18 protein-coding genes are annotated in these 24226 nt (G+C 71.3%); 5 read left to right on the forward strand and 13 right to left on the reverse strand.

The features are described from left to right. Nucleotides 1-3: 3 nt before the first annotated feature. From miv_RS18415 to repA, 7 genes are all read right to left on the reverse strand, one after another. Nucleotides 4-228, reverse strand: coding sequence for an AbrB/MazE/SpoVT family DNA-binding domain-containing protein (locus miv_RS18415; RefSeq protein WP_058617669.1), 225 nt, complete (start codon nucleotides 226-228; stop codon nucleotides 4-6). Nucleotides 229-340: 112 nt separating this feature from the next. Further along, nucleotides 341-3571, reverse strand: coding sequence for an error-prone DNA polymerase (locus miv_RS18420; RefSeq protein ID WP_207178128.1), 3231 nt, complete (start codon nucleotides 3569-3571; stop codon nucleotides 341-343). A 238-nt stretch (nucleotides 3572-3809) separates the two neighbouring features. Next, nucleotides 3810-5312, reverse strand: coding sequence for a DUF6504 family protein (locus miv_RS18425; RefSeq protein ID WP_207178130.1), 1503 nt, complete (start codon nucleotides 5310-5312; stop codon nucleotides 3810-3812). Next, entirely contained in the window at nucleotides 5230-5970 is a 741-nt protein-coding gene (locus miv_RS18430; RefSeq protein ID WP_207178132.1) for an ImuA family protein, read from the reverse strand. The genes miv_RS18425 and miv_RS18430 overlap by 83 nt, the downstream gene beginning before the upstream one ends. 2081 nt (nucleotides 5971-8051) lie before the next feature. After that, complete coding sequence (locus miv_RS18435) at nucleotides 8052-9185, reverse strand: replication protein RepA (protein WP_058617675.1); 1134 nt, start codon at nucleotides 9183-9185, stop codon at nucleotides 8052-8054. 198 nt (nucleotides 9186-9383) lie between these two features. After that, nucleotides 9384-10430: a plasmid partitioning protein RepB gene (gene repB / locus miv_RS18440; protein WP_207178134.1), complete on the reverse strand. Its 1047-nt coding sequence runs from the start codon at nucleotides 10428-10430 to the stop codon at nucleotides 9384-9386. Continuing rightward, entirely contained in the window at nucleotides 10427-11647 is a 1221-nt protein-coding gene (gene repA, locus miv_RS18445; RefSeq protein WP_048427314.1) for a plasmid partitioning protein RepA, read from the reverse strand. The genes repB and repA overlap by 4 nt, the downstream gene beginning before the upstream one ends. Before the next feature lie 262 nt (nucleotides 11648-11909). Between repA and miv_RS18450 the strand changes: the two genes are divergently transcribed. Beyond that, complete coding sequence (locus miv_RS18450; RefSeq protein WP_207178136.1) at nucleotides 11910-12530, forward strand: pyridoxamine 5'-phosphate oxidase family protein; 621 nt, start codon at nucleotides 11910-11912, stop codon at nucleotides 12528-12530. 66 nt (nucleotides 12531-12596) lie between these two features. Here the strand turns inward: miv_RS18450 and miv_RS33395 are convergent, their stop codons facing one another. From miv_RS33395 to miv_RS18470, 4 genes are all read right to left on the reverse strand, one after another. Further along, nucleotides 12597-14636 carry a methyl-accepting chemotaxis protein gene (locus miv_RS33395; RefSeq protein WP_244748580.1) on the reverse strand — a complete coding sequence of 680 codons (2040 nt, stop codon included), beginning with the start codon at nucleotides 14634-14636 and terminating at the stop codon, nucleotides 12597-12599. Between the two features lie 144 nt (nucleotides 14637-14780). Then, a complete protein-coding gene (locus tag miv_RS18460; RefSeq protein WP_207178138.1) occupies nucleotides 14781-16550 on the reverse strand; it encodes an ABC transporter ATP-binding protein in 1770 nt (589 codons plus the stop codon). Between the two features lie 48 nt (nucleotides 16551-16598). After that, a complete protein-coding gene (locus miv_RS18465; protein WP_244748582.1) occupies nucleotides 16599-17564 on the reverse strand; it encodes a glycosyltransferase family 2 protein in 966 nt (321 codons plus the stop codon). Beyond that, nucleotides 17561-18472 (reverse strand): glycosyltransferase family protein, encoded by a 912-nt coding sequence (locus miv_RS18470; protein ID WP_244748584.1) that lies wholly within the window; start codon nucleotides 18470-18472, stop codon nucleotides 17561-17563. Before miv_RS18470 ends, miv_RS18465 begins: the two co-directional genes overlap by 4 nt. 299 nt (nucleotides 18473-18771) lie before the next feature. Here miv_RS18470 and miv_RS18475 point away from each other — a divergent pair, with 299 nt between their 5' ends. After that, a complete protein-coding gene (locus miv_RS18475) occupies nucleotides 18772-19836 on the forward strand; it encodes an RHE_PE00001 family protein (protein ID WP_207178141.1) in 1065 nt (354 codons plus the stop codon). 37 nt (nucleotides 19837-19873) lie between these two features. Here the strand turns inward: miv_RS18475 and miv_RS18480 are convergent, their stop codons facing one another. Continuing rightward, nucleotides 19874-20164 carry a type II toxin-antitoxin system RelE/ParE family toxin gene (locus miv_RS18480; protein ID WP_048427813.1) on the reverse strand — a complete coding sequence of 97 codons (291 nt, stop codon included), beginning with the start codon at nucleotides 20162-20164 and terminating at the stop codon, nucleotides 19874-19876. Beyond that, a complete protein-coding gene (locus miv_RS18485) occupies nucleotides 20165-20410 on the reverse strand; it encodes a type II toxin-antitoxin system ParD family antitoxin (RefSeq protein WP_082711384.1) in 246 nt (81 codons plus the stop codon). A 173-nt stretch (nucleotides 20411-20583) separates the two neighbouring features. On the opposite strand from miv_RS18485, the gene miv_RS18490 reads away from it, so the two are divergent. From miv_RS18490 to miv_RS18500, 3 genes are all read left to right on the forward strand, one after another. Next, nucleotides 20584-21393, forward strand: a complete 810-nt coding sequence (locus tag miv_RS18490) for a DeoR/GlpR family DNA-binding transcription regulator (RefSeq protein ID WP_058620123.1) — start codon at nucleotides 20584-20586, stop codon at nucleotides 21391-21393. 149 nt (nucleotides 21394-21542) lie between these two features. Continuing rightward, a complete protein-coding gene (gene glpD / locus miv_RS18495) occupies nucleotides 21543-23099 on the forward strand; it encodes a glycerol-3-phosphate dehydrogenase (RefSeq protein ID WP_244748586.1) in 1557 nt (518 codons plus the stop codon). Between the two features lie 26 nt (nucleotides 23100-23125). Continuing rightward, on the forward strand, nucleotides 23126-24223 hold the full coding sequence (locus miv_RS18500) for an ABC transporter ATP-binding protein (RefSeq protein ID WP_207178145.1): 1098 nt from the start codon (nucleotides 23126-23128) through the stop codon (nucleotides 24221-24223). Nucleotides 24224-24226 lie beyond the last annotated feature (3 nt).

Here is a 24226-nt window from a genome sequence, read left to right on the forward strand (position 1 = left end):
GCGTCACTTCGCAAGCTCGCGGAGCGCGTTGCGGCGGCGCTTCATGATCTCCCGTGCCTTGTCCATCTGCTCTTCGAAAGTCGGGTCGTAGGGCGTCAAGCGATAGCCGTCCGGAGTCTCCGTGAGGAACACGGTGTCTCCCTTCTCGACCTTGAGACGTGCAACCGCTTCCTTGGGGAGCACGAAGCCGACCGAATTGCCGATCCCCGTGAGCTTGAGCGCCAGCATGATGTCCTCAGGCGTTATAACCTTCGTTAGAACGATGAGATCTTAGCGACCATCCAGCAAGGGCACTCGCCCCCTCCCACCCCATCCTCCCGGTCGGAGGCAGGAGACGTCCTTACCGAAAATCCCGGCTTCCGACCCGCAACGGCCGGGCCGCGCCCCGCGCATCGCCGCCACCGCGCCGCGCCTCGTCCCCCCGGCCGCCATCGACCGCCAGCGGCGTCCCCGGCGCCCCCGGCGCATCCTCGGCCACCCGGGCGAGCAGGTCCGAGCGGTCGATCAGGTGCTCGGCGACGAGGTGGATCACCTCGCCCTCGCGCTGCACCCGGCCGCGGGCGGCCATCAGGCCGGTTTGGAGGATCAGGGTGCGCTGGCGGGTGAACAGGGATGGCCAGATCACTAGGTTGGCGGTGTCGGTCTCGTCCTCCAGCGTGATGAACATCACCCCCTTGGCCGAGCCCGGCTTCTGGCGCACCAGCACCAGCCCGGCCACCGTCACCCGGGCGCCGTCGCGCAGCCGGCGGAGCGCCGCGCAGGCCGAGACGCCGTCGCGCGACAGCTCCCCCCGCAGGAAGGCGAGCGGGTGGCGGCCGAGGCTCAAGCCCGACGCCCGGTAATCCGCCACCACGGCGGCCCCCTCCCCCAAGGGCGTCAAGCGCACCGGCGGCTCGGCGAGTTCGGGGAGGGGCGCGGCCTCGCGCCGGTCGGCCGCCGCGAAGAGCGGCAGCGGCTCCGGCGCGAGGCCGCGGATCGCCCACAGGGCGGCGCGGCGATCGAGGCCGAGGCCCGCGAAGGCGTCCGCCGCGGCCAGACTCCGCAGGCCCTTCAGCGACAGACCGGCCCGGCGCCACAGGTCCTCGACCGAGCGAAACAGGTCGGCCTCCCGCACGGTGGCGAGCCGGGCGCCGTCCTGGTTCCCCAGGCCCCGCACCAGCCGCAGACCCAGCCGCACCGCCAGCCTCCCCTCCCCGGCCGGCTCCAGGGTGCAGTCCCAGCGCGAGGCGTTGACGTCGATCGGCCGGACCTCGACGTCGTGGGCGCGGGCATCCCGGACGATCTGGGCCGGGGCGTAGAATCCCATCGGCTGGGCGTTGAGGAGCGCGCAAGCGAACACGTCGGGGTGCCGGCACTTCAGCCAGGACGAGGCGTAGGCGATGAGGGCGAAGGAGGCGGCGTGGCTCTCCGGGAAGCCGTAGGAGCCGAAGCCCTCGAGCTGGCGGTAGGTGCGGGCGGCGAAATCCGGGTCGTAGCCGTTGGCGATCATCCCGCCGACGAGCTTCTCCTCGTAGAGGTTGATCGTGCCGTCGCCCTTGAAGGTGCCCATGGCGCGGCGCAGGCCGTCGGCCTCGGCGGGGCTGAAGCCGGCGGCGACGATCGCGACCTGCATCGCCTGCTCCTGGAACAAAGGCACGCCGAGGGTGCGCCCGAGCACGCTCTCCAGTTCTCTGGTCGGATAGGTGACTGGGTCGATCCCGCGGCGGCGGCGCAGATAGGGATGGACCATGTCGCCCTGGATCGGGCCCGGCCGCACGATCGCGACCTCGATGGTGAGGTCGTAGAGGTTTTTTGGCTGCATCCGCGGCAGCATCGCCATCTGGGCCCGGCTCTCGATCTGAAAAACCCCGATCGTGTCGGCCTTCCGGATCATCGCGTAGGTGGGCTCGTCGTCCGGCGGAATGTCGGCGATCTCCCGCGGCGGGTTCGTCTCGGGCCGGTGCTCGGCGAGCAGCGTGAAGGCCCGGCGCAGGCAGCCGAGCATGCCGAGCCCGAGCACGTCGACCTTCATGAAGCGCAGGGTCTCGATGTCGTCCTTGTCCCACTCGATGATCTGGCGGTTCTCCATCCGGGCCGGGACCACCGGGCAGAGATCGTCGAGCCGGTCGAGGGTGAGGACGAATCCGCCCGGATGCTGGCCGAAATGGCGCGGCGTGCCGATCAGCGCCCGGGCGATCTCCAGGGTCAAGCGCAAGCGGCGCTGCGAGAGGTCGAGGCCGAGCGCCTTGGCCTCGCGCTCGCCGACGCCGTCGCGCGACCAGCCCCAGACCAGGCGGGCGAGGGCCCCGGTGACGTCCTCGGGCACGCCCAGCACCTTGCCGACCTCCCGCACCGCGCCGCGGGCCCCGTAGCGGATCACCGTGGCGGTGAGGGCGGCGCGCGCGCGGCCATAGGTGGCGTAGATCCACTGGATCACCTCCTCCCGGCGCTCGTGCTCGAAATCGACGTCGATGTCGGGGGGCTCGTCGCGGGTGACGTTGATGAAGCGGGCGAAGAGCAGGCCCTGCGCCACCGGATCGATCGCCGTGATGCCGAGGCAGTAGCAGATCGCCGAATTCGCCGCCGAGCCACGGCCCTGGCACAGGATGCCCTGGGAGCGGGCATAGCGGACGATCGCCTCGACGGTGAGGAAGTACGGCGCGTACCCCTTGAAGTCGACGAGATCGAGCTCGTCGGCGAGCTGCTTGCGGACCGCCTCCGGCACCCCGGCCGGAAAGCGCTTCGCCGCCCCCTCCCAGGTCATCGCGGCCAGCCGCACCTGGGCCGGCCGGCCGTCCTCGCCGGCCTCGTCCGGGTAGGTGTAGGTCAGCTCGTCGAGGGAGAAGCGGCAGGCTTCGGCGATGGCCGCGGCCCGGGCCAGCGCCTCCGGGTGGCGGGCGAACAGGCGGGCGGTCTCGGAGGGCTCGTGCAGGTGGCGCCCGGCATGGCGTTCGCGGGCAAAGCCCGCCGCCTCGATCGTGGTCTTCAGGCGGATGCAGGTGACCACGTCCTGCATCATCCGCCGCTCCGGGACGTGGTAGAGCACGTCGCCGAGGACGACGGTCGGGACCCGCGCCGCCCGGGCGAGACCGGCGATGTCGGAGAGCCGCAGGTGGTCGTTGACGCCGAAGCGGCGCGACAGGCCGCAGGAGAGATTCGTCCCGAAGATCCCCTTCAGGAGGCGCAGGCGCTCCGTCAGCACCGCGTCGGCACGGTCGGCGGGCAGTACCGCGAGCAGCCCTTCGCTCCACTCCGCCACGTCGCCAGTTGTCAGGTGGCAACCGCCACGGGGCGCGCGCTCCTGGGATCGGCCGAGGGTGAGGAGGCGGCAGAGCCGGCCATAGGCCGCCCGATCGGTCGGGTAGACGAGCAGGCTCCAGCCTTCCGCCAGGTCGAGCCGGCAGCCGACGATCAGGCGGCAGCCGGTGGTCCGCGCCGCCGCATGCGCCCGCACCATGCCGGCCAGCGAGTTGCGGTCGGTGACGGCGAGCGCCCGGATGCCCAGGAGGGCGGCCGTGGCGAAAAGCTCCTCGGGTGAGGAAGCGCCGCGCAGGAACGAGTAGTGGGTGGTGACCTGGAGCTCGATGCTCATCGGGGGCGCGACCGGCTGCCGACGGTCGCCTCGCCAGCACTTCTCCTCTCGCACACCACGACCTCATCCTGAGGTGCGACCGCAGGGAGCCTCGAAGGAGGGCTCCAGATCTCTCCGAGAGCCCTGGAGCCCTCCTTCGAGGCTCCGCGATCTCCGATCGCTCCACACCTCAGGATGAGGTCGCGGGTAGGATGAAATTCCTCGGTCGCAGCCGGCAAGCGTCGAGCGATCCGGCGCATCACGCCTCCCCCAGGCCGTGCAGCCACCAGCGCGCGCCCTCCCGGGTCAGGCAATCGCGAAACAGCCAGTAGCGGGCGCCGGTCTCGTCCTCGACCCGGTAATAGTCGCGGGTGGCCGCGACCTCGTCCTCGGCGAGCCACCACTCGCCGAAGATGCGCTCCGGCCCGTCGGCCCGCGCCACCCGGCGGCGGGTGCCGCGCCAAGTGAAGGCGGTGGGCGGCGCGTCGGGGAGCGCGGCCAGCACCGCCACCGGCTCGGGCACGGGCAGCAGCCGGCCGGGCCGCGGCAGGTCGGCGGGCCAGGTGACGCCGGTGGCGGGGCTCAAGGGGGCGACCCGGCGCACCGCCCGCTCGGGCCACTCGCTCTCGACCGGGCTGCGGCGAAACACCCGGCCGGGCCCGAGGCGCAGCACCAGCCGGTCGACGAGTTCGGCCATCGCGTCGGAATCCGGCTCCTCGCCGGGGGCGGCGAGCTGGCGCGCATCCAGCCGCTCGACGCGGAGAGCCGACAGCCGCGCCTCGTCGAGGCCGTGGCCGGGATCGACTTGCGGCAGACGCTCGGTCAGCAGGCGGGCGAGGTGGGTGGGGTCGCGGCTCGGCCGGGCGGTGCCGACGCTGACCGCCTGGTCGAGGCCGTCGACACGGCGAAACACCAGGTCGAGCCGGCGTGCCCCGAGCCCGTGCCGGGTAAGCGCCTCGGCCAGCATGGCGCAGAGCCGCCCGGCCACCCGGGCCAGGGTCTCGGGCGCCCCGATCGGCTCCGGGAAGGCGAGGCGCACGGCGTGCTCGGCCGGGGGCGCGAGATAGGCGAGCGGCTCGGGGGCGTGGCCGAGAGCCTGGTCGAGGCGGCGGCCGGGCTCCTCGCCGAAGCGCAGGCGCAGCGGCCCCCGGGGCTGGTCGAGGAGATGGGCGACCCGGGTGAGGCCGAGCTGGGCCAGACCCGAGACGGTCCCCCGATCGAGGCGCAGGGCCCAGAGCGGCAGGTCGAGGAGGTGGGGGCGCTGCCCGGCCGGCGGCAGCACGGTCTCCGGCGGCAGGCAGCGGGCGGCGGCCCAGGCGGCGCCCGGCGTGTCGGCGAGCGCCACCCGCACCCGGTAGCCGGCCCGGGCGAGGCGCCGCCGCAGGGAGCCGAGCAACGCCGCCTCGCCGCCCTGCAGGTGGGCGGCGCCGGCGACGTCGATCCAGATCCCGTCCGGCGGGTCGGGGGCGACGAGGGGCGCGTAGATCAGGCACCAGGCCGCGAGGCGGTGGAGCGCCGCCGCGTCGCCCTCCGGGTCGGCGGCGATCACCGCGAGGCCCGGGACCATCGCCTGGGCCTGGGCCAGAGCGAGGCCGGGGCGCAGGCCCGCCGCCCGGGCGGCGCGGTCGACGGCGGTGAGCACCCGGCGCGGGCCGTCCTGGCCGGCGGCCACCACCGGCTCATCCGGCGGCAGCCCGCCGTGCCGGCGCCGCCAGCGGTCGGTCGGCCAGCTCGGCAGGAAGACGCAGACGACCCTTCGCATCGGGAGCCTCGAGGAGCCAGGTGCGGGGCTCGGCGCCCCGGGCGCGGACGAGCGCCACGGTCCAGCGGGCCCGCGACAGGCCCGGAACGGGAAGAGCGGGAGAGGGCGCCGCGGTGACGCCCCAGCGGGTGGCGGCGGCGTTGGGCTCGGGCACGGCGGCGCCCCAGCGGCGGATCACCAGGGCGAGGCCTCCGCTGCCCTCGGCGGCGAGCTGGAGCCGGCGCGACGGGGTGAGCCCGAGCCGGGCGACCTCGCCGACCACCGCCGCGAGGCCGCGATGGCGCAACCCCTCCTCCATGGTGGGCAGCACCTCGGTCTCGCGCCGGGTCTCGGCGTAGAGCACCCGGTCGGGATGGAGCCCGACCGCGGCGAGGCCGGGGGCGAAGAGGTCGCGGCGGGTGAGGCACCACAGGACCGGGCCGGGGAGCCGGGCCAGGATAGCGGCGACGAACAGGGCCGCGAGCGCCCCCTCCCCGTCCACCGGGCCCGCGGCCAGCACCTCGTGCACCGCGCCGAGGCGTAGGCCCCCGCCCGGCAGATGGGTGTCGATCGGGTCGACGCCGAAGGACAGGACCGGACGTCCCGCCGCCTCGGGCGCCAGCCCGCCGATCTGCTCGCGCAACGCCGCGAGCTGCCGTTCCCGCCCGGCCTGTCGCATCTCATGCCCATCACCGACCGAAACCCGAATATGTTCCTGTTTTGTTCGGTTTCGAGGGGGTGTCAACCGGGGCTGTGGATGGACCGCCTCACCAGCCCCCGGAATCCCGGTCGCCTGTTGACGGCAGCGGGGACAACGGCCTCGGCCCGAGTCGCAAGGCCTTGGACCACAACGCGATCGGTCCGGCTCGGGGCCCGCGCCGGATTCGGGCATAGCCGTGGGACAACCCGCGCCAAGCCGCCAGGATCGCCGCTGAGCTGGATTCGGGGCCGGCAGGTGCCGTACAACTGTCCTCGGGACGGACGGGCCTCCACGGGCCTCCTGGCGGAGAATCCGGGGTTTCGGGCTCCGCCCGTGCCGGGGGCGAGAATCGACGTCGGGCGCGAGCCCGGAATCGGGCCTCGCCGGGGCCTGCCGCGGGCCCCGACCGGCACGCCGAGTTGCCTACGGCGGGCCATCCGCGATTCACACAGCTTTCCAAGCTGTTAATCGGGGCCCTGCGCCGAGTAACCTACGGGCCTGCGCAGAGTCGCCTTCCCGGCCCCCCGGATTCCACGCAGACGAGCCTACGGGCCTGCGCCGAGTTGCCTACGCGACCGCGCAGACCTGCCTACGCGAATAGGGGTCAAGCCCTTGATCGGCAAGGGAAAATCGCCACCCCATATAATACCCATATAGCTCTACGGATTCAGACTCTGAATCTAGATTCTGAATCTCTCATAAAAAGGGATTTGGGGATCGGGATTTAGGGGGTTCCAGGGCTCGATCGGCGGAGAGGCGGATCGCGGCCTGACCCGGTGGGAGCGCCCTGCCCTCCCGGCTCCGATGTCAGACGTCGGGCCCGTCGTTCGACCGGAGCCGAGAGTCCTGAGGCCCGAGGCGGCGCGTCTGAGCCTCGCAATCCCCGAGTCGTCGCCCCACAAAGCCCAGAACAGCCGGCCGCGTTTCCCCGGGGATGAGTCGAGCCGAGGCTTGAGCCGCGGGAACCGACTCACCTCTACGATGTCTGATGATTCGCCGTCCCGATGCGGGACTCTCGCTCGACTCGCCGGGCGTTGCTGGAGGTCGGCAATACTTTGGCGCGACTCACGACTCGGCCGCCCCCGAGGGTTACCGGGATCCTGCGTCGGCCTGCACGAGCGTAGGCAAGTCGGCGTCGATCGGGTGACGGACCGTAGGCGGGTCTGCGCGGTCCTGATCCTGAAAAAGATGCGGAATCTCAACGGACAAGGCTCCGATTCCGGGGCGAGCGGCGGCGTCCGGGGGCGTAGGCAATTCAGCGTGCCCGCACGTCTGTCAGCTGCGGGCGAAGCGTAGGCAACTCGGCGTAGGACGGGCGCGCGCCGCGGCAGCAGCGAGAGAAAAGGCGAATGATAATCTGATGTAGATTTACTGTTTATATAAGTATATATCTCGAATATTGCTGCCTTGAGGTTGAATACAAAATAAAAAACCAGATTTCTGCTCTAAAAAACCCTCGATCATCGCGTCGATGAGTGCGCTGAACATGCACGAGGCTGCGCATCGAGGCGGAGAGCCGGGCGAGACACGAACGACGACTCCGGAGCGCGGCGAGAGACTTGCGCGCCGCTCGCGAAACCGGCGGCGCGGTTTTTTTTCCGCATGAGGCATGGCCGGCGGAGATGCGAGACCGGCTGACCGGTGTCACGCCGGACTGGCGCAGCCGCGATCTCGGCGCCAAGTGGCGCTTCGGCGTGCGCGTCCCATGATCGTGCCAACTGGCAACAGGGATGACGACGGTCTGTGCGCCCCCCGGCAGATGGGGCGGCCCGAATACGGAACGGCGCGTCTTCCCGTTCACTCACCTCGCGGCGCGGCCGCTCCTGCCGGAGACCGGATTTTCGCGTTCATTCGACGGGAAGATCGTCCTCCGGCGAGTCCGCTGGCGATCTAACCGGCTACGCCCGGACCGATCCCGTCATCATTCCCGAATAAAAGGAAATAAATCCTATGAGCGGGCATGACTCGACGTCGACGATCCTACGCTCGAGGCGCGAGGCGTCGTGCGCCTCCGACGTCCCGCCCCTCGACGAGACGGCCACGTAGGCAAGTCGGCGGAATCAAGCCCTTGCGCGGGCTCGCCTATTCGCCAGCGCCGCCTTGGGCGGCACCAGGAGGTCCTTCGGATCGGAGGGCAAGAGCTGCATGCCGCCGTCGTCGAGGGTCAGGCGCAGGCGCGGAAACACCTCGGTGAGATGGGCGACGTCCTTGCGGAATTCCTGGCGAAAGGATCGGATCGAGCCGTTCTCGCTGCCGAACTGCTTGTAGAGGTTGTCCCAGGTGAGCCGCAGCGGCCGCTCCAGCCGCGAGAGCCGGTAGCCGACCCAAAAAAGCAGGTCGAGCTTGCGCGCCGAGCCGGCAAACGCCCGGGCGGCCCGGATGTCGACCGGCAGGGCGTGCTGGATCAGGTTGTCGTAGAACTCGCGGTGGAAGGTGATGGTCGAGGACCATAGGAGGCCCTGGTCCGGGTGGTTGTGCAGCGGCAGCCACACGTCCATCTGCCGGAACGGCGGCACGTTGAGGGTCGAGGCGCGGGTGCCGTCCCACAGGCCGATCTGCATCGAGCAGGCGGCGAGCCGGTTGAGCTGCTCCTTGAACTGCTTGAGGGTGCCGCGCTCGCCGCCGGTGACCGGGAAACCCATGTCGCGGATGAAGCCCGACATGCTCTGCGCCACCTCGACCTTCGGGCTGCGCTGGCGCACCGCCTCGGTGCAGAGATGCAGCAGGAGGAGCCGGGCCTTCGGGCCGTAGGGCAGCCCCTGCATCTCCATCTCGCCGGTCGTCGGGTTGATCAGCCGGCCGGCATTGATGGCGAGCGTGTTGCGGCCGTATTCCCGCGAAACGTTGGTGACGCCCTTCGGCTCGCGATACGGCAGGCCGCAAAGCGCCAGCACCGAGTGGATGTGCTGGATGTTCTCGGGCGCCGCCGGCTCGTTCTCGATCACCTCGCGCACCATGTCGCGGCGGCGCGCGTTGCGGGGCAGCCGGGCGCGCTCGGCGGCGGCCTCGGCCTTCAGCACCACCAGCTTGTCGCGCGCCTCCGACTCGGCGTCGCGCTTGGCCTGGCTCGCGCGCACGAAGGCGAGCGTCGCCTTGTAGGCGACGCTGCCGCGCGCCTTCTCGACGATCTCGAGGAGGTCGGGGTCGCGCACGCCCTCGACCGGTTCGAGGACGGATGGCGGCGGGGTCGTCATCTCCACCAAGGGGCTCCGCAGGCGGATGCGGGCTTTCGGGCGCGCATCGTGACTCTGTTGGGTTGGAGTCCTAACGCGCGAAACCCGACTCGACAGAGTCGAGTCGGGCGAGATTCCGAAGCAGAGCGCCAGATTCCTGTGAATCGGTGTGGCTAACCGGAGAGTCTTCGTCGCTCCGGTTCGGAGATGGGACGAACCTTAATCGGTGTCGTCTCGGGTCTTCGACTCGGCGAACGCCGCGTAGAGCTGTGGAAGACTCTGGATCAGGTAGGCGGCGAAGTCCGGTTCGAGGCTGTCGTCGACGGTGAGCTGGGTGCCCTGGCGGCCGCGGTCGATCCGCACCACCGGCCGTCCGCCGAGCGTGGTCCAGACCGCCGGCACCGGCGCCGGCCGCGGCGCCGGCGCGGTGAGCGCCGAAAACAGCCGGGCGAAGCGGTCGTCCGAGGACAGTTCCGAAAAGTCCGGCGTTGCCAGGACGCGGCCGACCACCTCGCCGGCGCCCTCGCGGGCGAGCGCCTCGACGAGGGCGGTCCAGCGCGGCCGGCCGGTTTTCGGCGCCGGGCCGATCGCCGTCACGATGTCGACCGGTACCGCCCGGCCGATGCCGATCAGGCGCGAGAGCTGGGTCTTCTCCACCGCGAGCGCCGCCATGATGGTGGCGCGGTCGAAGCCGCGATCCTCGAGCGCGATCGCGAACAGGGCCCGCTCGATATAGCTGAGATCGGCCCGGGCCGAATTCTCCTGGCCCTGCGCGACGACGAGATCCTCGTCGGTGAGCGTCTTGACCACCGCCCGGACCGGGCGGCCGAGCTCGATCGCCGCCCGCAACCGGCGATGGCCGTAGGCGACCTGATAGCGGCCGGCCTCGGACGGATGCGGCCGGACCAGGATCGGCACCTGCTGGCCGCGCTCGCGGATCAGCGCCACGAAGGCGGCATGCTCCTCCGGATCGACCGACAGGCGGTCCTTGACGAAGGAGCCGTCGACGAGGGCGGTGTCGAGTTCGACCACCCGGTCGCCCGACGCCACCATGGCACGGGCCTCCGCCGCCGCGCTGGCGATGCGCCCGAGGCTGCGCCCCATGGCGCCGACGGCGCCGGAGCGCACCAGCTGGCGGGGTGCCTCGGTGGCGGGATCGGTGGCCGGGGCCTCGACCGGGTTGCCAGTTGGCAACTCGGCCGGCGGCGTCTCGCGGTCGAGGGAGCGGGCGCCGAGGGCGGCGCGCAGGGCGTCCTTGCGCTTCATGCCGGCACGCGTCCCCAGGCGCGGTGCATCAGGCCTTCGATCTCGCCGTTGACCCCGTCGAGCGCCTCGATCGCCCGATCGTAGGTGGCGCGGGTGAAGCTCTCGCGGCCGATCTCGTAGAGGGTCTGCTTCGACAGGCCGGCATCCGACACGGCGGTCGATTTGAGCATCAGATGGGTGAGCACCCGCTCGCGGAAGAGCGAGCGCATGAAGCCGACCATCTGGGTCTGCGGCGCGTCGGACGGCTCGTAGCGCGTCACGACGTAGCGCAGGAAGTCGTAGTCGAGATCGGCCCCAGCCTCCTGCACCACGCCCAGGAGGTCGGAGGCCATCAAGAGGAACTGGCACATCGACATCACGTCGAGCATCTGCGGGTGCACCGTCACCAGCATCGCGGTGGCGGCGCAAAGCGCGCCGAGCGTCAGGAAGCCGAGCTGCGGCGGGCAGTCGAGAATCATCACGTCGTAATCGTCGGCGACGCTCCCGAGCGCCGTGGCGATGCGGCCGAAGAACGGCTCGGCATTGCGGTCGGCCAGAACCCGCGGGGTGTCGTGCTCGAACTCCATCAGTTCGAGGTTGCCGGGCACGAGGTCGAGGCCCGGGAAGTAGGTTTTTCGTACGACCTCGGCGAGCGGCTTCTGCTCGTCGTCGTGGCGGATCGCGGCATAGAGCGTCTGGTTCGGGCCGACGTCGAATTCCGGCTGGTAGCCGTGGAGGGCGGTCAGCGAGGCCTGCGGGTCGAGGTCGACCGCGAGCACCCGGTAGCCGCGCAGAGCCAGGTACTGGGCGAGGTGAGCCGCCGTGGTTGTCTTGCCCGATCCGCCCTTGAAGTTCACGACGGCCAGCACCTGGCAATGCTCGGCGCCCGAGCGGTGAGGCACGTAGCGCTTCGATTTCGGTCCGTCGTCGAGGAGCTGGCGCAGCTCGTTGATCTGGCCGAGCGTGTAGGAGCGGCGCCCGCCCGGGCCGATCTCCGGCTGAGGACCCTTGCTGGCGAGCGAGAGCTGGCGCAGGTAGCCGTCCGCAACCCCGATCAGCTTCGCCGCCTCGCCGGAGGAGAACGAGCGCAGCAGCTTGTGCGAGGCCGGGGGAAAGAGGGTGCGCCGCAGCGCGTTCAGCTCGCTCGACAGGGCATTGCCATCCTCGGCGATGATCCGGGTGATCGAGGGGCGGTCGGAGGCTGCGGCGGGTGCCTGCTCCTGCGGCAAATCTGGCATTTACGGCTTTCGAGCGCGTCGCGGAAAAATTCCGTAAGACGATGCCAGCCTGGCCGTGACGACGCAAACGCTTTTTGGTTAACGATCATTAACCAGCCTTCAGCCGTCCTGGGTTGCCAGATGGCAACTGCGGCCGCGCGGCGACTCCGGCCAAGCCGTGCTCCTCGAGCGGACGTCACGGGGCCGTAAGCCCAATTCGATAGCGTCGGTGCCCACCGGCCCGTAAGCCGGTCGCGGTTATCGCGAAGGGGGAGACGAGCCGATGGCGATCCTGGAAACGGTGGCCGACCTTGAGCGGGTTTACGGCGATCTCGGTGCGGTCGGCGAAGCCTCGACCGTCAAGGTGGCCGACCACATCACGCCGCATTACCACACCTTCATCGCCGCGGCGCCGTTCGTGTCGCTCGCGACCGTCGGTCCGGAAGGGCTCGATTGCTCGCCCCGCGGCGACCGCCCGGGCTTCGTGCGGGTCGCCGATCCGACGACGCTGCTCCTGCCGGACCGCCGCGGCAACAACCGGATCGACAGCCTGCGCAACGTCGTGCGCGATCCCCGGGTCGGGCTGATGTTCCTCATCCCGGGCGTCGGCAACGCGCTGCGGGTCAACGGCCGCGCGGTGATCGACGACGATCCGGACCTGTGCGCGTCCTTCGCGATCGACGGCAGGGCGCCGCGCACCGTGATGGTGATCCGGGTCGGGGAGGTCTATTTCCAGTGCGCCCGGGCGCTGATCCGCTCCGGCCTGTGGCGCGCCGACGCGCAGGTCGATCCGAAGAGCCTGCCGAGTCCCGGCCAGATCCTGGCCGGGTTGAGCGAGGGCCGTGTCGGTGGCACGGCCTATGACGAGGCCTGGGCCGAGCGGGCGCGCCAGACGCTGTGGTGACGAAAAGACCCTCCGCGTGACGCGGAGGGTCGGAGGGCATGGACGGGGAGGGCGGCCTGGAAGGGATCAGGCCGCCTGGATGTCGCGCAGGAAGCCGTCGACCTCCCGCTTCACGGCGAGCGATTGCGACGCCAGTGCGGCGGCGGCGCTCAGCACCTGCGCGGCGGCACTGCCGGTCTCGCCGGAGGAGGCCAGCACCCGCGACACGTTGTGCGACACGTCGCGGGTGCCATGGGCCGCCTCGCTGGCGTTGCGGGAGATCTCGCCGGTGGCGGCGGTCTGCTGCGTGACCGTCGCGGCGATCGCGGCGCTGATCTCGCTCATGCCGGCGATGGTGCGGTTGATCCGGCTCATCGCCTCCGCCGCCTGGCCGGTGGCAGCCTGGATCGCGCCGATCTGGCCGGTGATCTCCTCCGTGGCCCGGCCGGTCTGGCTCGCGAGTTCCTTGACCTCTGCCGCGACGACCGAGAAGCCGCGGCCGGCCTCGCCGGCCCGCGCCGCCTCGATGGTGGCGTTGAGCGCCAGGAGGTTGGTCTGCGCGGCGATGGTCGAGATGAGGGTCACGGCGGCGCCGATCTGGTCGGTGGCGCTGCCCAGGGCCGCCATGGCGGTTCCGGTCGCCGCGGCCTCGTGAGCGGCATGGCCGGCGACCTCGTTGGAGCGCAGCACCTGCCGCTCGATTTCCTGGAGCGAGGAGACCATCTCCTCGGCCGCCGCCGCCACGGTCTGCACGTTGATGGCCGTCTGCTCGGCCGCCGCGCTCGAGGCGACGGCCTGGCCGTTGGTGTCGTCGGCGACCTGGGTCATCGAGCGGGCGGTGGCGTCGAGCTCGGTCGCCGCCGAGGTGACGATCCCGAGCGAGCCGGCGATGGTGTGCTGGAAGTCGGAGACGAGCCGGTCGATGCGGTGCGCGCGGGCCACCCGGCGCTGCTGCTCCGCCTCGCTCTCGCTCGTCAGGAGGTCGGCCTGGTGCGCCTTGTCCCGGAACACTTCGAGCGCCCGGCTGATCCGGCCGATCTCGTCGTCGCGCGCGGTGCCGGTGATCGTCACGTCGTAACGCCGGTCGATCAGGGCCTGGACCGTATCGAGGCACCGCTTGAGCGGCGTGCCGATCAGGGTCCGGCTCGCCGCCGCGACGACGCCGACGAGGACCAGGAGGATCAGGAGCCCGCCCGCGGCAGTCTCGGCGACGCGCCGGTAGATCGGCTGCGTGAACGCCGCGGCCGGCACGTCCATCACCAGGGCCCAGGTCGTGTTCATGCCCGGCTGGGTGAAGGGGTAGACGAAGCGGACCGCGCCGTCCGGGCTGCCCCGGAGGATGCGCGGATGCCGGTCGGCCAGGGCGGCGGCGACCTCCTGGGCCCCGACCCCGTCATACTCCTTCATCAGGAGCTCGCTCTGCGGAGGGACGATCCACTTGCGGGCATTCGACAGCAGCAGGACGCGCCCGCCCTCGAACGGCTGCAAGGCCGCGAAGGTGGTCGCGAGCCCGCTCAGCCGGATATCGACCCCGGCCACGCCGACCACCCGGCCATCGACCTTGAGCGGCGAGCTGATCGAGGTCACGAGCTGGCCCTGGTTGGTCACGTAGGGCTCGACGAGGACGCTCCGGCCGGACGTGACCGGGCTGGCGTACCATTCCTCCGTGGCGACGATCGGGAAGGTCCCGAAATCGAGGGTGCCGTCGTCCTTGCGGGTCCAGTACGGGGTGAAGAGGCCGGCCTCGTTCTCGAAGCCCGAGCCCGTCAGGGACTTGGCCGCCCGCTTGTCGGTCGTGTCCGACATCCAGGCCCCGAAGATGGCCGGGTAGTCCTGGATCAGGGACTTGGCCGCCGCGACCGCATCGGTCTTGCGCACGGCGCCGCCGCTCAGCTGCCCCGACATCGTGGCGGCGAGCGCCCGGCTGGCGGAGATCGCGTCGACGATCTGGATCGAGGTCTGGGCCGTCGTGCCGGCCGCCTTCTCGGCGGCGAGCTGCAGGATCTCCGCGTTCGTCCGCTCGGCCGCCGTCCATCCGGCGACGCCGACGAAGGCGAGAACGGTCACGCCGATCGCCGATCCGGCGATCAGCGTCAGCTTCGTGGACAGGTTACCCTTGAGGATCATCGACCGGCCCTGGCGTCGCGGATACGCATCCGTACGTCAGGGTGCTTAATGAAACGCTCTCATTGCCGATTGACTTGGTCGAAGGCAGATCGGGATCGACTTTCTCGGTAATGAGCCGGCTTGCCTGGGGGCGATGCTGCCGGATCACGCCGCAGTCGAAGGCTCCGCTCTTCGTGCCAACGGCGGCAGCACCTCGCCGGGCGGGCCCGAGGCGACGATCCGTCCCCCCTCCAGGACGTGCACGGCGTCGGCCCCCGCGAGGCTGGTGAGGCGGTGGGCGATCATGATCAGGGTGCGGGTGCCGGCGAGGCCCTGGACCGCCCGCATCACCACGCCCTCGGTCTCGTCGTCGAGGGCGGAGGTCGCCTCGTCGAACACGATCACGTCGGGGTCGTGGTAGAGCGCCCGGGCGATGCCGATGCGCTGGCGCTGGCCGCCGGAGAGCCGGGCGCCGCGTTCGCCGACGCGGGTGGCATAGCCCTCCGGCAGGGCGGCGACGAAGTCGTGCGCGCCGGCGAGCCGGGCCGCCCGTTCGACGGCGCCCGCATCGATCGCGTCGAGGCCGAAGGCGATGTTCTCCGCGATGGTGCCGTCGACCAGGAAGATGTCCTGCGGCACGTAGCCGATGCGGTTCTGCCAGGCCGGCAGGGTGCCGGCCTCGAGCGCGACCCCGTCCACCGCGAGGCGGCCGGTGGTGGGCGTGAGGAAGCCGAGGATCAGCCCGATCAGGGTCGACTTGCCCGAGCCGGTGCGGCCGACGAGGCCGACCGTGGTGTGGGCGGGTATGACCAGATCGATGTCCGAGAGGGCCGGACGGCCGGGCTCGTAGTCGAACCCGACGCGCTCGAGGCGGATCGCGTCCCGGAACGGCAGCCGCTCGGGGTTGCGGCGGACGGGCTCCCGCTCGCCCGCGAGGGCGTCGACCACGAGCCGGACCGCCGGCAGGGTGAAGCGCAGGAGCGCGAGCGCGTTGAACACGTTCTGGAACGCCGGCAGCATCCGGTAGCCCGCGAAGGCGAACAGGCCGAGCAGCGGCAGGATGCCGGCGGTGTCGAGCCCCTGCGAGAGCGCGAACAGCACCACCACGATGACGCCGCCGAAGGCCAGGGCCTCGATGACGAAGCGCGGCAATTGCCCGGTGAGCAGGCTCTCGGCGCTCGCCTGCGCGTAGGCCCGGGCCGGCGCCTCGAACCGGCTCGCGAAGCCTTCCGCCCGGCCGTAGAGCTTGAGCTCGGTCAGGCCGCCGATCGTCTCGTGCACCACCCGGAACCGGGCCTCGTTGCCGGCGACCGCCCGGGCGCCGATGCGGGCGAGCCGCGCCCGCACCACCAGGAAGATGCCGACATAGAGGCCGCCGAACCCGGCCCCGAGGATCAGCGCCAGGCGCGGCGAGACGACGAGCAGAAACGCGATCACGGCGAGCGCCGAGGTCGCCCGCGAGGCGATGACGGTGGCGGGGGTGAGCACGCCGACGACGAGGCGGTCGGTCTCGCTCAGGATCGTCTTGGCGAGCTCGGCGCTGTTGGCGGTGGAGAAGAACAACCGCTCCCGGTCCACGGTGCGGAACAGCAGGCGCCGGGCGAAGCCGTAGCCGACGGCGTGGCTGAAGCGCAGCTGGGCGTAGGTGAGCCCGGCATTGACGCAGGAGGTGACGAGGATCGCCGTGAGGGCGGCGAGCCCGACGACGATCAGGAAGCCGCGGTCGTCGGTCAGCCCGAGCCCGTCGCGGATCGCGCCCAGCGCCGGGATGCGCGAGGCCGCCCCGGGATCGCCGACGAGGGTCAGGAACGGCACCACCGAGGCGACGCCGACCACCTCGAGCAGGGCCGCGAGCGCCAGCCCGGCCCCGATCAGCCCGGCGCGGCGGCGCTCGCGCGGGGTCATGGCGCGGAGAAGGTCGATCAGGGCGCGCATGGCGGGCTCATCTGGACTCGAAGGGGGAAGGGGGCACGGGGGAGGGGATCAGCGCGGCGACGGACCGGCGGACCGCGCGAGGCCGGGAAGACGGCGGGCCAGCATCCCCGCGCCGCGCAGGACCTCGCCGGCTTGCCCCACCGAGCGCCGCGCCAGCGCCTGGACGAGGCGCAACGGCACCTGTGCGCAAAACGCCGTGGCGACGAGGGCGAGCGCGGTCGCCCGGCCGTGATGCTTGGCGGCGTAGCGGATCTGGCTCTCGAGGAAGCAGGCGAGCCGGTGCGCCTTGGCCGCCCGGGTGGTGCCCTGGCCCTCGTGCCGCACGGAGATGCCGGCGAGGTGGCGCACCGCGAAGCCCGCGTCCCAGGCCCGGGCGCAGAGATCGACATCCTCGTAATAGACGAAGAAGCGCTCGTCGAAGCCGCCGAGCGCCGCAAACAGCGGGCGGCGGATCATCAGGAAGGCCCCCATCACCTGGTCGACCGGCCGATCCTCCCCGTGGTCCCACTCCGTCATGAAGTGGGAGGGGACGAGGCCGGCCCGGTCGAGGAGGAGCGCCTGGCCGAGGAGCGAGCGGGCGGTCGGCCGCCGGGCGCAGGCGCGCTGCACGGCACCCGCCTCGTCGAGGAGCTGCGCCCCGACGATGCCGGTGCCCTCGTCCGCCATCAGGGCCGCGTGGGCACCGAAGAGCGCCTCGGCGGTGACCCGCGCGTCGGGGTTGAGAAAAAGGATCGCGGCGGCCTCGCCCCGCGCCGCGCCGGCGTTGCAGGCCCGCCCGAAGCCCTGGTTGTCGGGATTGGCGACCACCGTCGCGCCGTGGCGCAGCGGCGGCAGCCCCGCGAGCGAGCCGTCGGTCGAGGCGTTGTCGACCACGACGACGCGCAGGGCGAGGGCGTCGCCGAGGGCGGCTTCGGCCGTCGCCAGGCTGGCGAGGCAGGCCCGCAGCAGGGCGCCGCCGTTCCAGTTGACGATCACCACGTCGAGGGCGGGGGGCATGATAGTCCCGGACGTCATGGCAATCCTTCGGGCGGCCCGAGCCGGCCGCGCAGGCCGTCGGCCACGGCGCCGGCGAGCCGCATCGCGACAGCGGGGCGATAGCCGGAATCGGCCCAGACGAGCAGGGCCTGGAGTGGCAGGTAGGCGGCCTGGCGCAGCTTCCAGCGCCGGGGCACGTGCGGCAGACGCCAGGCATAGACGCTGTTGCGCAGGTAGGCCGCCATGCGAAACAGCGGCTGTCGCGGCATCTCGAGGCCGAGCGCCCGCCACCGGATCACCCCGGCGCCGACCCGGTGGGGGAGGGCGGTCCCGGGCTCCATCCAGCAGGCATGGCCCCGGGCCCAGGCGCGGAAGCACCATTCGAGATCGACGCCGTCGATGAAGAAGTCGCTGCGGAACGGGCCGATCTCCGCATAGGCGGCGAGATCGACGAGGGAGCCCGAGGTCGCCAGGAACTCCACCGGCACGAGCCCGTCGCGATCCGGTACGCCCGGCCGGCGCGGATAGGTCGGCGCCTTGCGGCCCGGCGCCGCCTCCGGCCGCGGTCCGACGACCGCCGGCGGCGGATGCGATCCCCGCAGCTGCGCCATCGCTGCTTCCAGGTCCGCGACCTGACCGGGCGTGAAGGCGGCGTCCTGGTCGAGGAGCAGAACCTGGCCCGCGCCCGCCGCGGCGGCGGCCCGCGCGATCGCGTCGAGGGCGCCGCCGACCCCGATATTGCCGTCCGCCGACAGCACCACGCCGCCGCCGGCGCACAGCCGGGCCACCGCCTCGGGCGGCAGGCCGCCATTGTCGAACACGATCGTTCGCCGCGTCTCGGCCTCCGCCCGGGCGAGGAGGGCGGCGACCTGCTCCGGCGTCGGACGGAAGACCGTGATGCCGATGGCGACCGGGGAGGGGAGGGGCGGGGGCGAGATGTCGGGCATGCTGGATCGGAGGGGGCGGCCCGTCGCCCTAGGGCAGCGCCCGATCGCATTGCGACCAGGCGCTGCCCTAGGTCTTTGATCTTGCCGCATTTTCTTTCGACGAACCGGACCCCGCTTCGTCGGAAAATGCTCTAGGGCCGTCGGATCGGACCGGTCAATACGCCGCCGCGGCAGCGGAATTGCGGCGACCCGGTTCGGGCCGCGCCACCGACCCCGATCGCGATCGCCGGTGGACCCAAGCCAAGACCAAGCCAAGACCCGGTTCCGTTGGGATTGAGAATCCGTATCGTGCCGCCGCAATGGTTTACGATCTCGACACGATCCGGCTCCCGACGGCCTGGCGACGCCTCGCCGCGCCGCTGGATGTCGCCTCCGACGAACTCGTGCGCCTCGACGAGCGCCTCGCCCGGGCCGATCCGGTCCTTGCCGAGGGCGCCCGCGCGCGGGCGCACCTGTTCGACGCGCAGGCCGCCCTGCATCTCGAGGGCGAGCTCGTCGCCCTGGAGGATCTGGTGCTGCACGAGGCGGCGATGGACGTGCGCCGCCCGGACCTGGCGCTCGGCCGCGCCGTCGCGGTGCTGGCCGAGCGCCGCCGGCTCGCCGCCGCGGCCCCGGGCTGGGCCTTCTCGGCGGAGGGCTGGGCCCTGCTCGCCGGCTCCGATTCGCGCAGGCCGGACGACGACGAGGAGGGCGGCTTGCTGGAGGCGGACGCCGTCGACGACGACTTCGCGGCCATCGACCGCCTCCTCGCCCGCACCCGCCGCACCCTCGCGGCGCACGAGGCGGGGGCGCCGATCCCGGCCGGTGCCGCGCAGGACGACCCGGTCGCCGCCTGGCGCCGGGTGCTCGACGAGACCCGCGACCTGCCGGCGGTGCTGGCGGCCGCCATCGCCCTCGATGCCTGGCTGGTCCTCGACCCGGCGCCGCGCCAGGGCCATCGCGGGCCGCTTGCCGCGGCGGCCCTGCTGCGGGCCCGGGGCAAGGCCAGGGCCCACCTGCCCGCCCTGGCGCTGGGCCTGCGCGAGAGCCGGGCGCGCTGGTCGCGGGCGCTGCCTCTGCCCGAGCGCCTGGCCGGCCTCCTCGGCGCGGTCGAGACCGCCGCCCGCCTGATGGCGCGGGACCTCGACCGCCTGGCGCTCGCCCGCGAGGTGATGCTGCGCGCCTGCGCCGGACGGCGCCGGACTTCGCGTCTGCCGCAACTCGTCGACCTGTTCGTCGGCACGCCGCTGATCACGGTGGCGAGCGCGGCGCGAGCGCTCGCGGTCACCCCGCAGGCGGTGGAGGGGATGTTGGCGGAACTGGGCTCCGCCCGGCCGCGGGAATTGACGGAACGGCGGCGGTACCGGGCGTGGGGGATCGTGTGAAGAGCGCATCCCGACCACGGCCGAAAGCGCTGCCGCATCACAGGTGGCGATCAAAGTCCATCTGCTGGTGCAGGATGCGGACGACCTCGATGACGTCACTGGCGCCTTTTCGGTAGAAGACGACATGTGAACCGACCACGAGTTTGAAGTAGCCGCGCCTGATGTCATCGGCGCTACGGCTTTTCGCGGTGCCGGCGGCAAGGCGATCGAAGCCATCCGCGATCACCCGAATATATCGGTCAGCCTGTGCCCTGTCCCACTTTTCGGCCGAGTAGGACCAAATGCCAGACAGGTCACGGCGAGCGGCGGCTGAGAGCCGGATACGCACCTACTGCTCGTCCGACTGACGCATGGATTTCAGAAAATGTTCGGTGTCGAAATCCTGGAACTCACTACTGGCTTCTCCCTCGATCAGAGCTGATCGCAACGCATCAAGCTTTGCTTCTCGCTCTTCAAGCAGGCGTAATCCAGCGCGAACCACATCGCTGGCTGAGTTGTATCGACCGCCGTCGACTTGCCGATCGATGAATTGAGTGAAGTGCTCGCCGAGCGAAACCGACGTGTTGCGGGCCATGGTCACCTCCACATTTCATATATACCAAGAAGTGGTATTTCGCCAGCAGGGTGGTCTGGCCAAGCGTCGCTTCGGATTGGCTATCCCGATTGCGCCCACCCGCGCTTCCCCCGACAATGCGCACCCCCGCGCCTCGGCGCGCAAGAAGCGCCCCAACGGGCTAACACCAAGGCATGCGCGTCGTGATCGACCAGGTTTCCCAACGCCAGCAGGACATCCTCGCCCTCGCCCGCCTGCACGGCCGGGTCAGCGTCGAGGACCTGGCGGCGCGGTTCGAGGTGACGCCGCAGACGATCCGCAAGGACCTCAACGAATTGTGCGACAGCCGGCTCCTGTCGCGCATCCATGGCGGCGCCGTGGTGGCCTCGGGCGTCGAGAACGTCTCCTACGAGGCGCGCCGCCTCGTCGCCCATGGCGAGAAGCGGGCGATCGGCGAGGCGGCCGCGCGCCTCATCCCCAACAACGCCTCCCTGTTCATCAATATCGGCACCACCACAGAGGAGGTGGCGCGCGCGCTCGGCGACCACGAGGACCTGCTGGTCATCACCAACAACCTCAACGTCGCGACCCTGCTCTACCGCCACCCGAAGATGAACCTGATCGTCGCCGGGGGGCCGGTGCGGCGGGCCGACGGGGCGGTGATCGGCTCGGCGGCGGTCGATTTCATCAACCAGTTCAAGGTCGATTACGCGGTGATCGGCGCCTCGGCGATCGACGAGGACGGCACGCTGCTCGATTTCGACTACCGCGAGGTGCGGGTCGCCCGCGCGATCATCGAGAATGCCCGCCGGGTCATCCTGGTCGCCGACAAGCTGAAGCTCGAACGTTCGGCGCCGATCCGGGTCGGCCACCTGCGCGAGCTCGACTATTTCGTCACCGACGCGCTGCCCTCCGCGGCTCTCCGGGAGATGTGCGCGGCCTACCGCGTCGAGCTGGTCGAAGCGGGCTTGAACACGCACGAGACCTCCGACGCCGCGGAATAGCCGAAACCGCAAGGCACCCGAACCGAAAGCATCAGACTTTCGTTCGCGCCCCATCCCTTTCGGTTTCGCTTGCGTCAGCGTTTGGCTGCGGCTAGATTCGCGCCAGGATGCAAACGAAAGAGCCGAAAGGCTCCGACAGGGAGGTGGCCTTGGCCCCCAGCTTGGCCCCCAGGCAGCAGCCCGGCGATGTGCGCGGGGTGTTCGACCTCGCGGTGATCGGTGGCGGCATCAATGGCTGCGGCATCGCCCGCGACGCGGTGGGTCGCGGCGCCTCGGTAGTTTTGTTCGAGCAGAACGACCTCGCCAGCGGCACCTCCTCGACCTCGACCAAGCTGATCCACGGCGGCCTGCGCTACCTCGAACACTACGAGTTCCGCCTGGTCCGCGAGGCCCTGATGGAGCGCGAGGTGCTGTGGGGCATGGCGCCCCACATCGTCTGGCCGCTGCGCTTCGTGCTGCCGCACCATTCGGGTCTGCGCCCCAGCTGGCTCCTGCGCCTCGGGCTCCTGCTCTACGACAACCTCGGCGGCCGCAAGCGCCTGCCCGGCACCCGCACCCTCGACCTCACCCGCGATCCCGCCGGCGAACCGCTCAAAGCCGGCTTTCGCCGCGCTTTCGAATATTCGGATTGCTGGGTCGAGGATTCGCGCCTCGTGGTGCTGAATGCCCGCGACGCCGCCGAGCGCGGCGCGGTGATCCGCACCCGCACCCGGGTCGTCACCGTCGCCCGTACCGACGGGCTGTGGGAGATCACCGCCGAGGATCGGGAGACCGGCGCCCGCGACACCGTGCGGGCCCGCACCCTCGTCAACGCCGCCGGCCCCTGGGTGGCGAACGTGCTCACCGGCGTGGCGCGGGCCAATTCCACCGAGGGCGTGCGGCTGGTCCAGGGCAGCCACATCGTGGTGCGCCGCCTGTTTCAGCACGACCGGGCCTACATCTTCCAGAACGCCGACCAGCGCATCATCTTCGCGATCCCCTACGAGCGCGACTTCACGCTGATCGGCACCACCGACCGCGACTACACGGGCGATCCCGCCGACGTGAAGGCGAGCGAGGAGGAGATCGCCTATCTCTGCGCCGCCGCCAGCGAATATTTTCGCGAGCCGGTGACCCGCGACGAGGTGGTGTGGACCTATTCCGGCGTGCGCCCGCTCTACGACGACGGCGCCTCGAAGGCCCAGGAAGCCACCCGCGACTACGTGCTGACCCTCGACGCGCCGGAGGGCCAGCCGGCGATGCTCTCGGTCTTCGGCGGCAAGATCACCACCTACCGGCGGCTCGCCGAATCGGCGCTCGACCGGCTGAAGGACCACCTGCCGGCGGCGGCCAAGGCGCCCTGGACCTCGGGCGCGGTCTTGCCAGGTGGCAACTTCCCGAAGGAGAGCTACGACGACGTGGTGGCGGGCCTCGCGCGCCAGCATCCGGGCATCCCCGAGACGCTGGTCGCCCGGCTGGTGCGGGCCTACGGCACCGATGCCCGCGAGATCCTGAGCGGCGCCCGGTCCCTGGCCGATCTCGGCCGGCTGTTCGGCGCCGACCTGACCGAGCGCGAGGTGCGCCACCTGATGCGCCGCGAATGGGCGTCGCGCGCCGAGGACGTGCTCTGGCGCCGCTCGAAGCTCGGCCTTAGGGTCACCCCGGCCGAGGCCGAGGCCCTCGACGCGTTCATGCGCCGCGCCGCCGCCGCCTCCGACGCGGCCTGACTTTCGAGAATGGACGGGAGGGCGCCATGACCCTGATCCTGGAGAGCGTCACCAAGCGGGTCGGCCCCGAGACGCATATCCGCGACGTGAGCCTCGTCCTGCCCAAGGGCTCGCTCAACGTGCTGCTCGGCCAGACGCTCGCCGGCAAGACCACCCTGATGCGCCTGATGGCCGGGCTGGAGGCACCGAGCGAGGGACGGATCGTCGCCGACGGCAAGGACGTGACCGGGCTGCCGGTGCAACGCCGCAACGTCGCGATGGTCTACCAGCAATTCATCAACTACCCCTCGCTCTCGGTCTACGAGAACATCGCCTCGCCGATGCGGGTCGCCGGTGTGGCGAAGGGCGAAATCGAGGCGCGGGTGCAGGAGGCGGCGGGTCTGCTGCGGCTCACCCCCTACCTGAAGCGCAAGCCCCTCGAACTCTCGGGCGGCCAGCAGCAGCGCACCGCCATCGCCCGCGCGCTCTGCAAGCGCGCCGACCTCGTGCTGATGGACGAGCCGCTGGCGAACCTCGACTACAAGCTGCGCGAGGAACTGCGCGAGGAACTGCCGCGCATCTTCGCGGCCACTGGGGCGATCTTCGTCTACGCTACTACCGAGCCGGCCGAGGCCCTGATGCTCGGCGGGCGTACCGCCACCCTGCACCAGGGCCGCGTCACGCAGGTCGGCCCGACGCCGGACGTCTACCGCCGGCCCGACGACCTCGTCACGGCAAAGGTCTTCTCCGACCCGCCGCTCAACACCCTGCGGATCGTGAAGGGCGGCGGCCGGGTCACCCTGCCGACCGGCGGCCAGGTCCGGGCGACCGGCCCGCTCGCGAGCGTGCCGGACGGCGCCTATGCGATCGGCTTTCGCGCCCACCACCTCTCCCTCGATCCCCTGCCCGGCGAATCGATCACGCTGCCGGCCACCGTCTCGGTCGCCGAGATCACCGGCTCGGAGAGCTACGTCCATGTCGACCTGCAAGCCGATGCCGGCGAGAGCCGCCTGATCGCCCTCGTCCCGGGCGTGCGCCGGCTCGAGCCCGGCACGCCGGTCACCGTCCATCTCGATCCCCGCCACGTCCTGGTGTTCGACGAGAGCGGCCGCAAAGCCGCCCTCGACCTGCCGGCGGCGGCCTGATCC

This window comes from Methylobacterium indicum (genome assembly GCF_017347565.1).
GTDB classification, from domain to species: Bacteria; Pseudomonadota; Alphaproteobacteria; order Rhizobiales; family Beijerinckiaceae; genus Methylobacterium; species Methylobacterium indicum.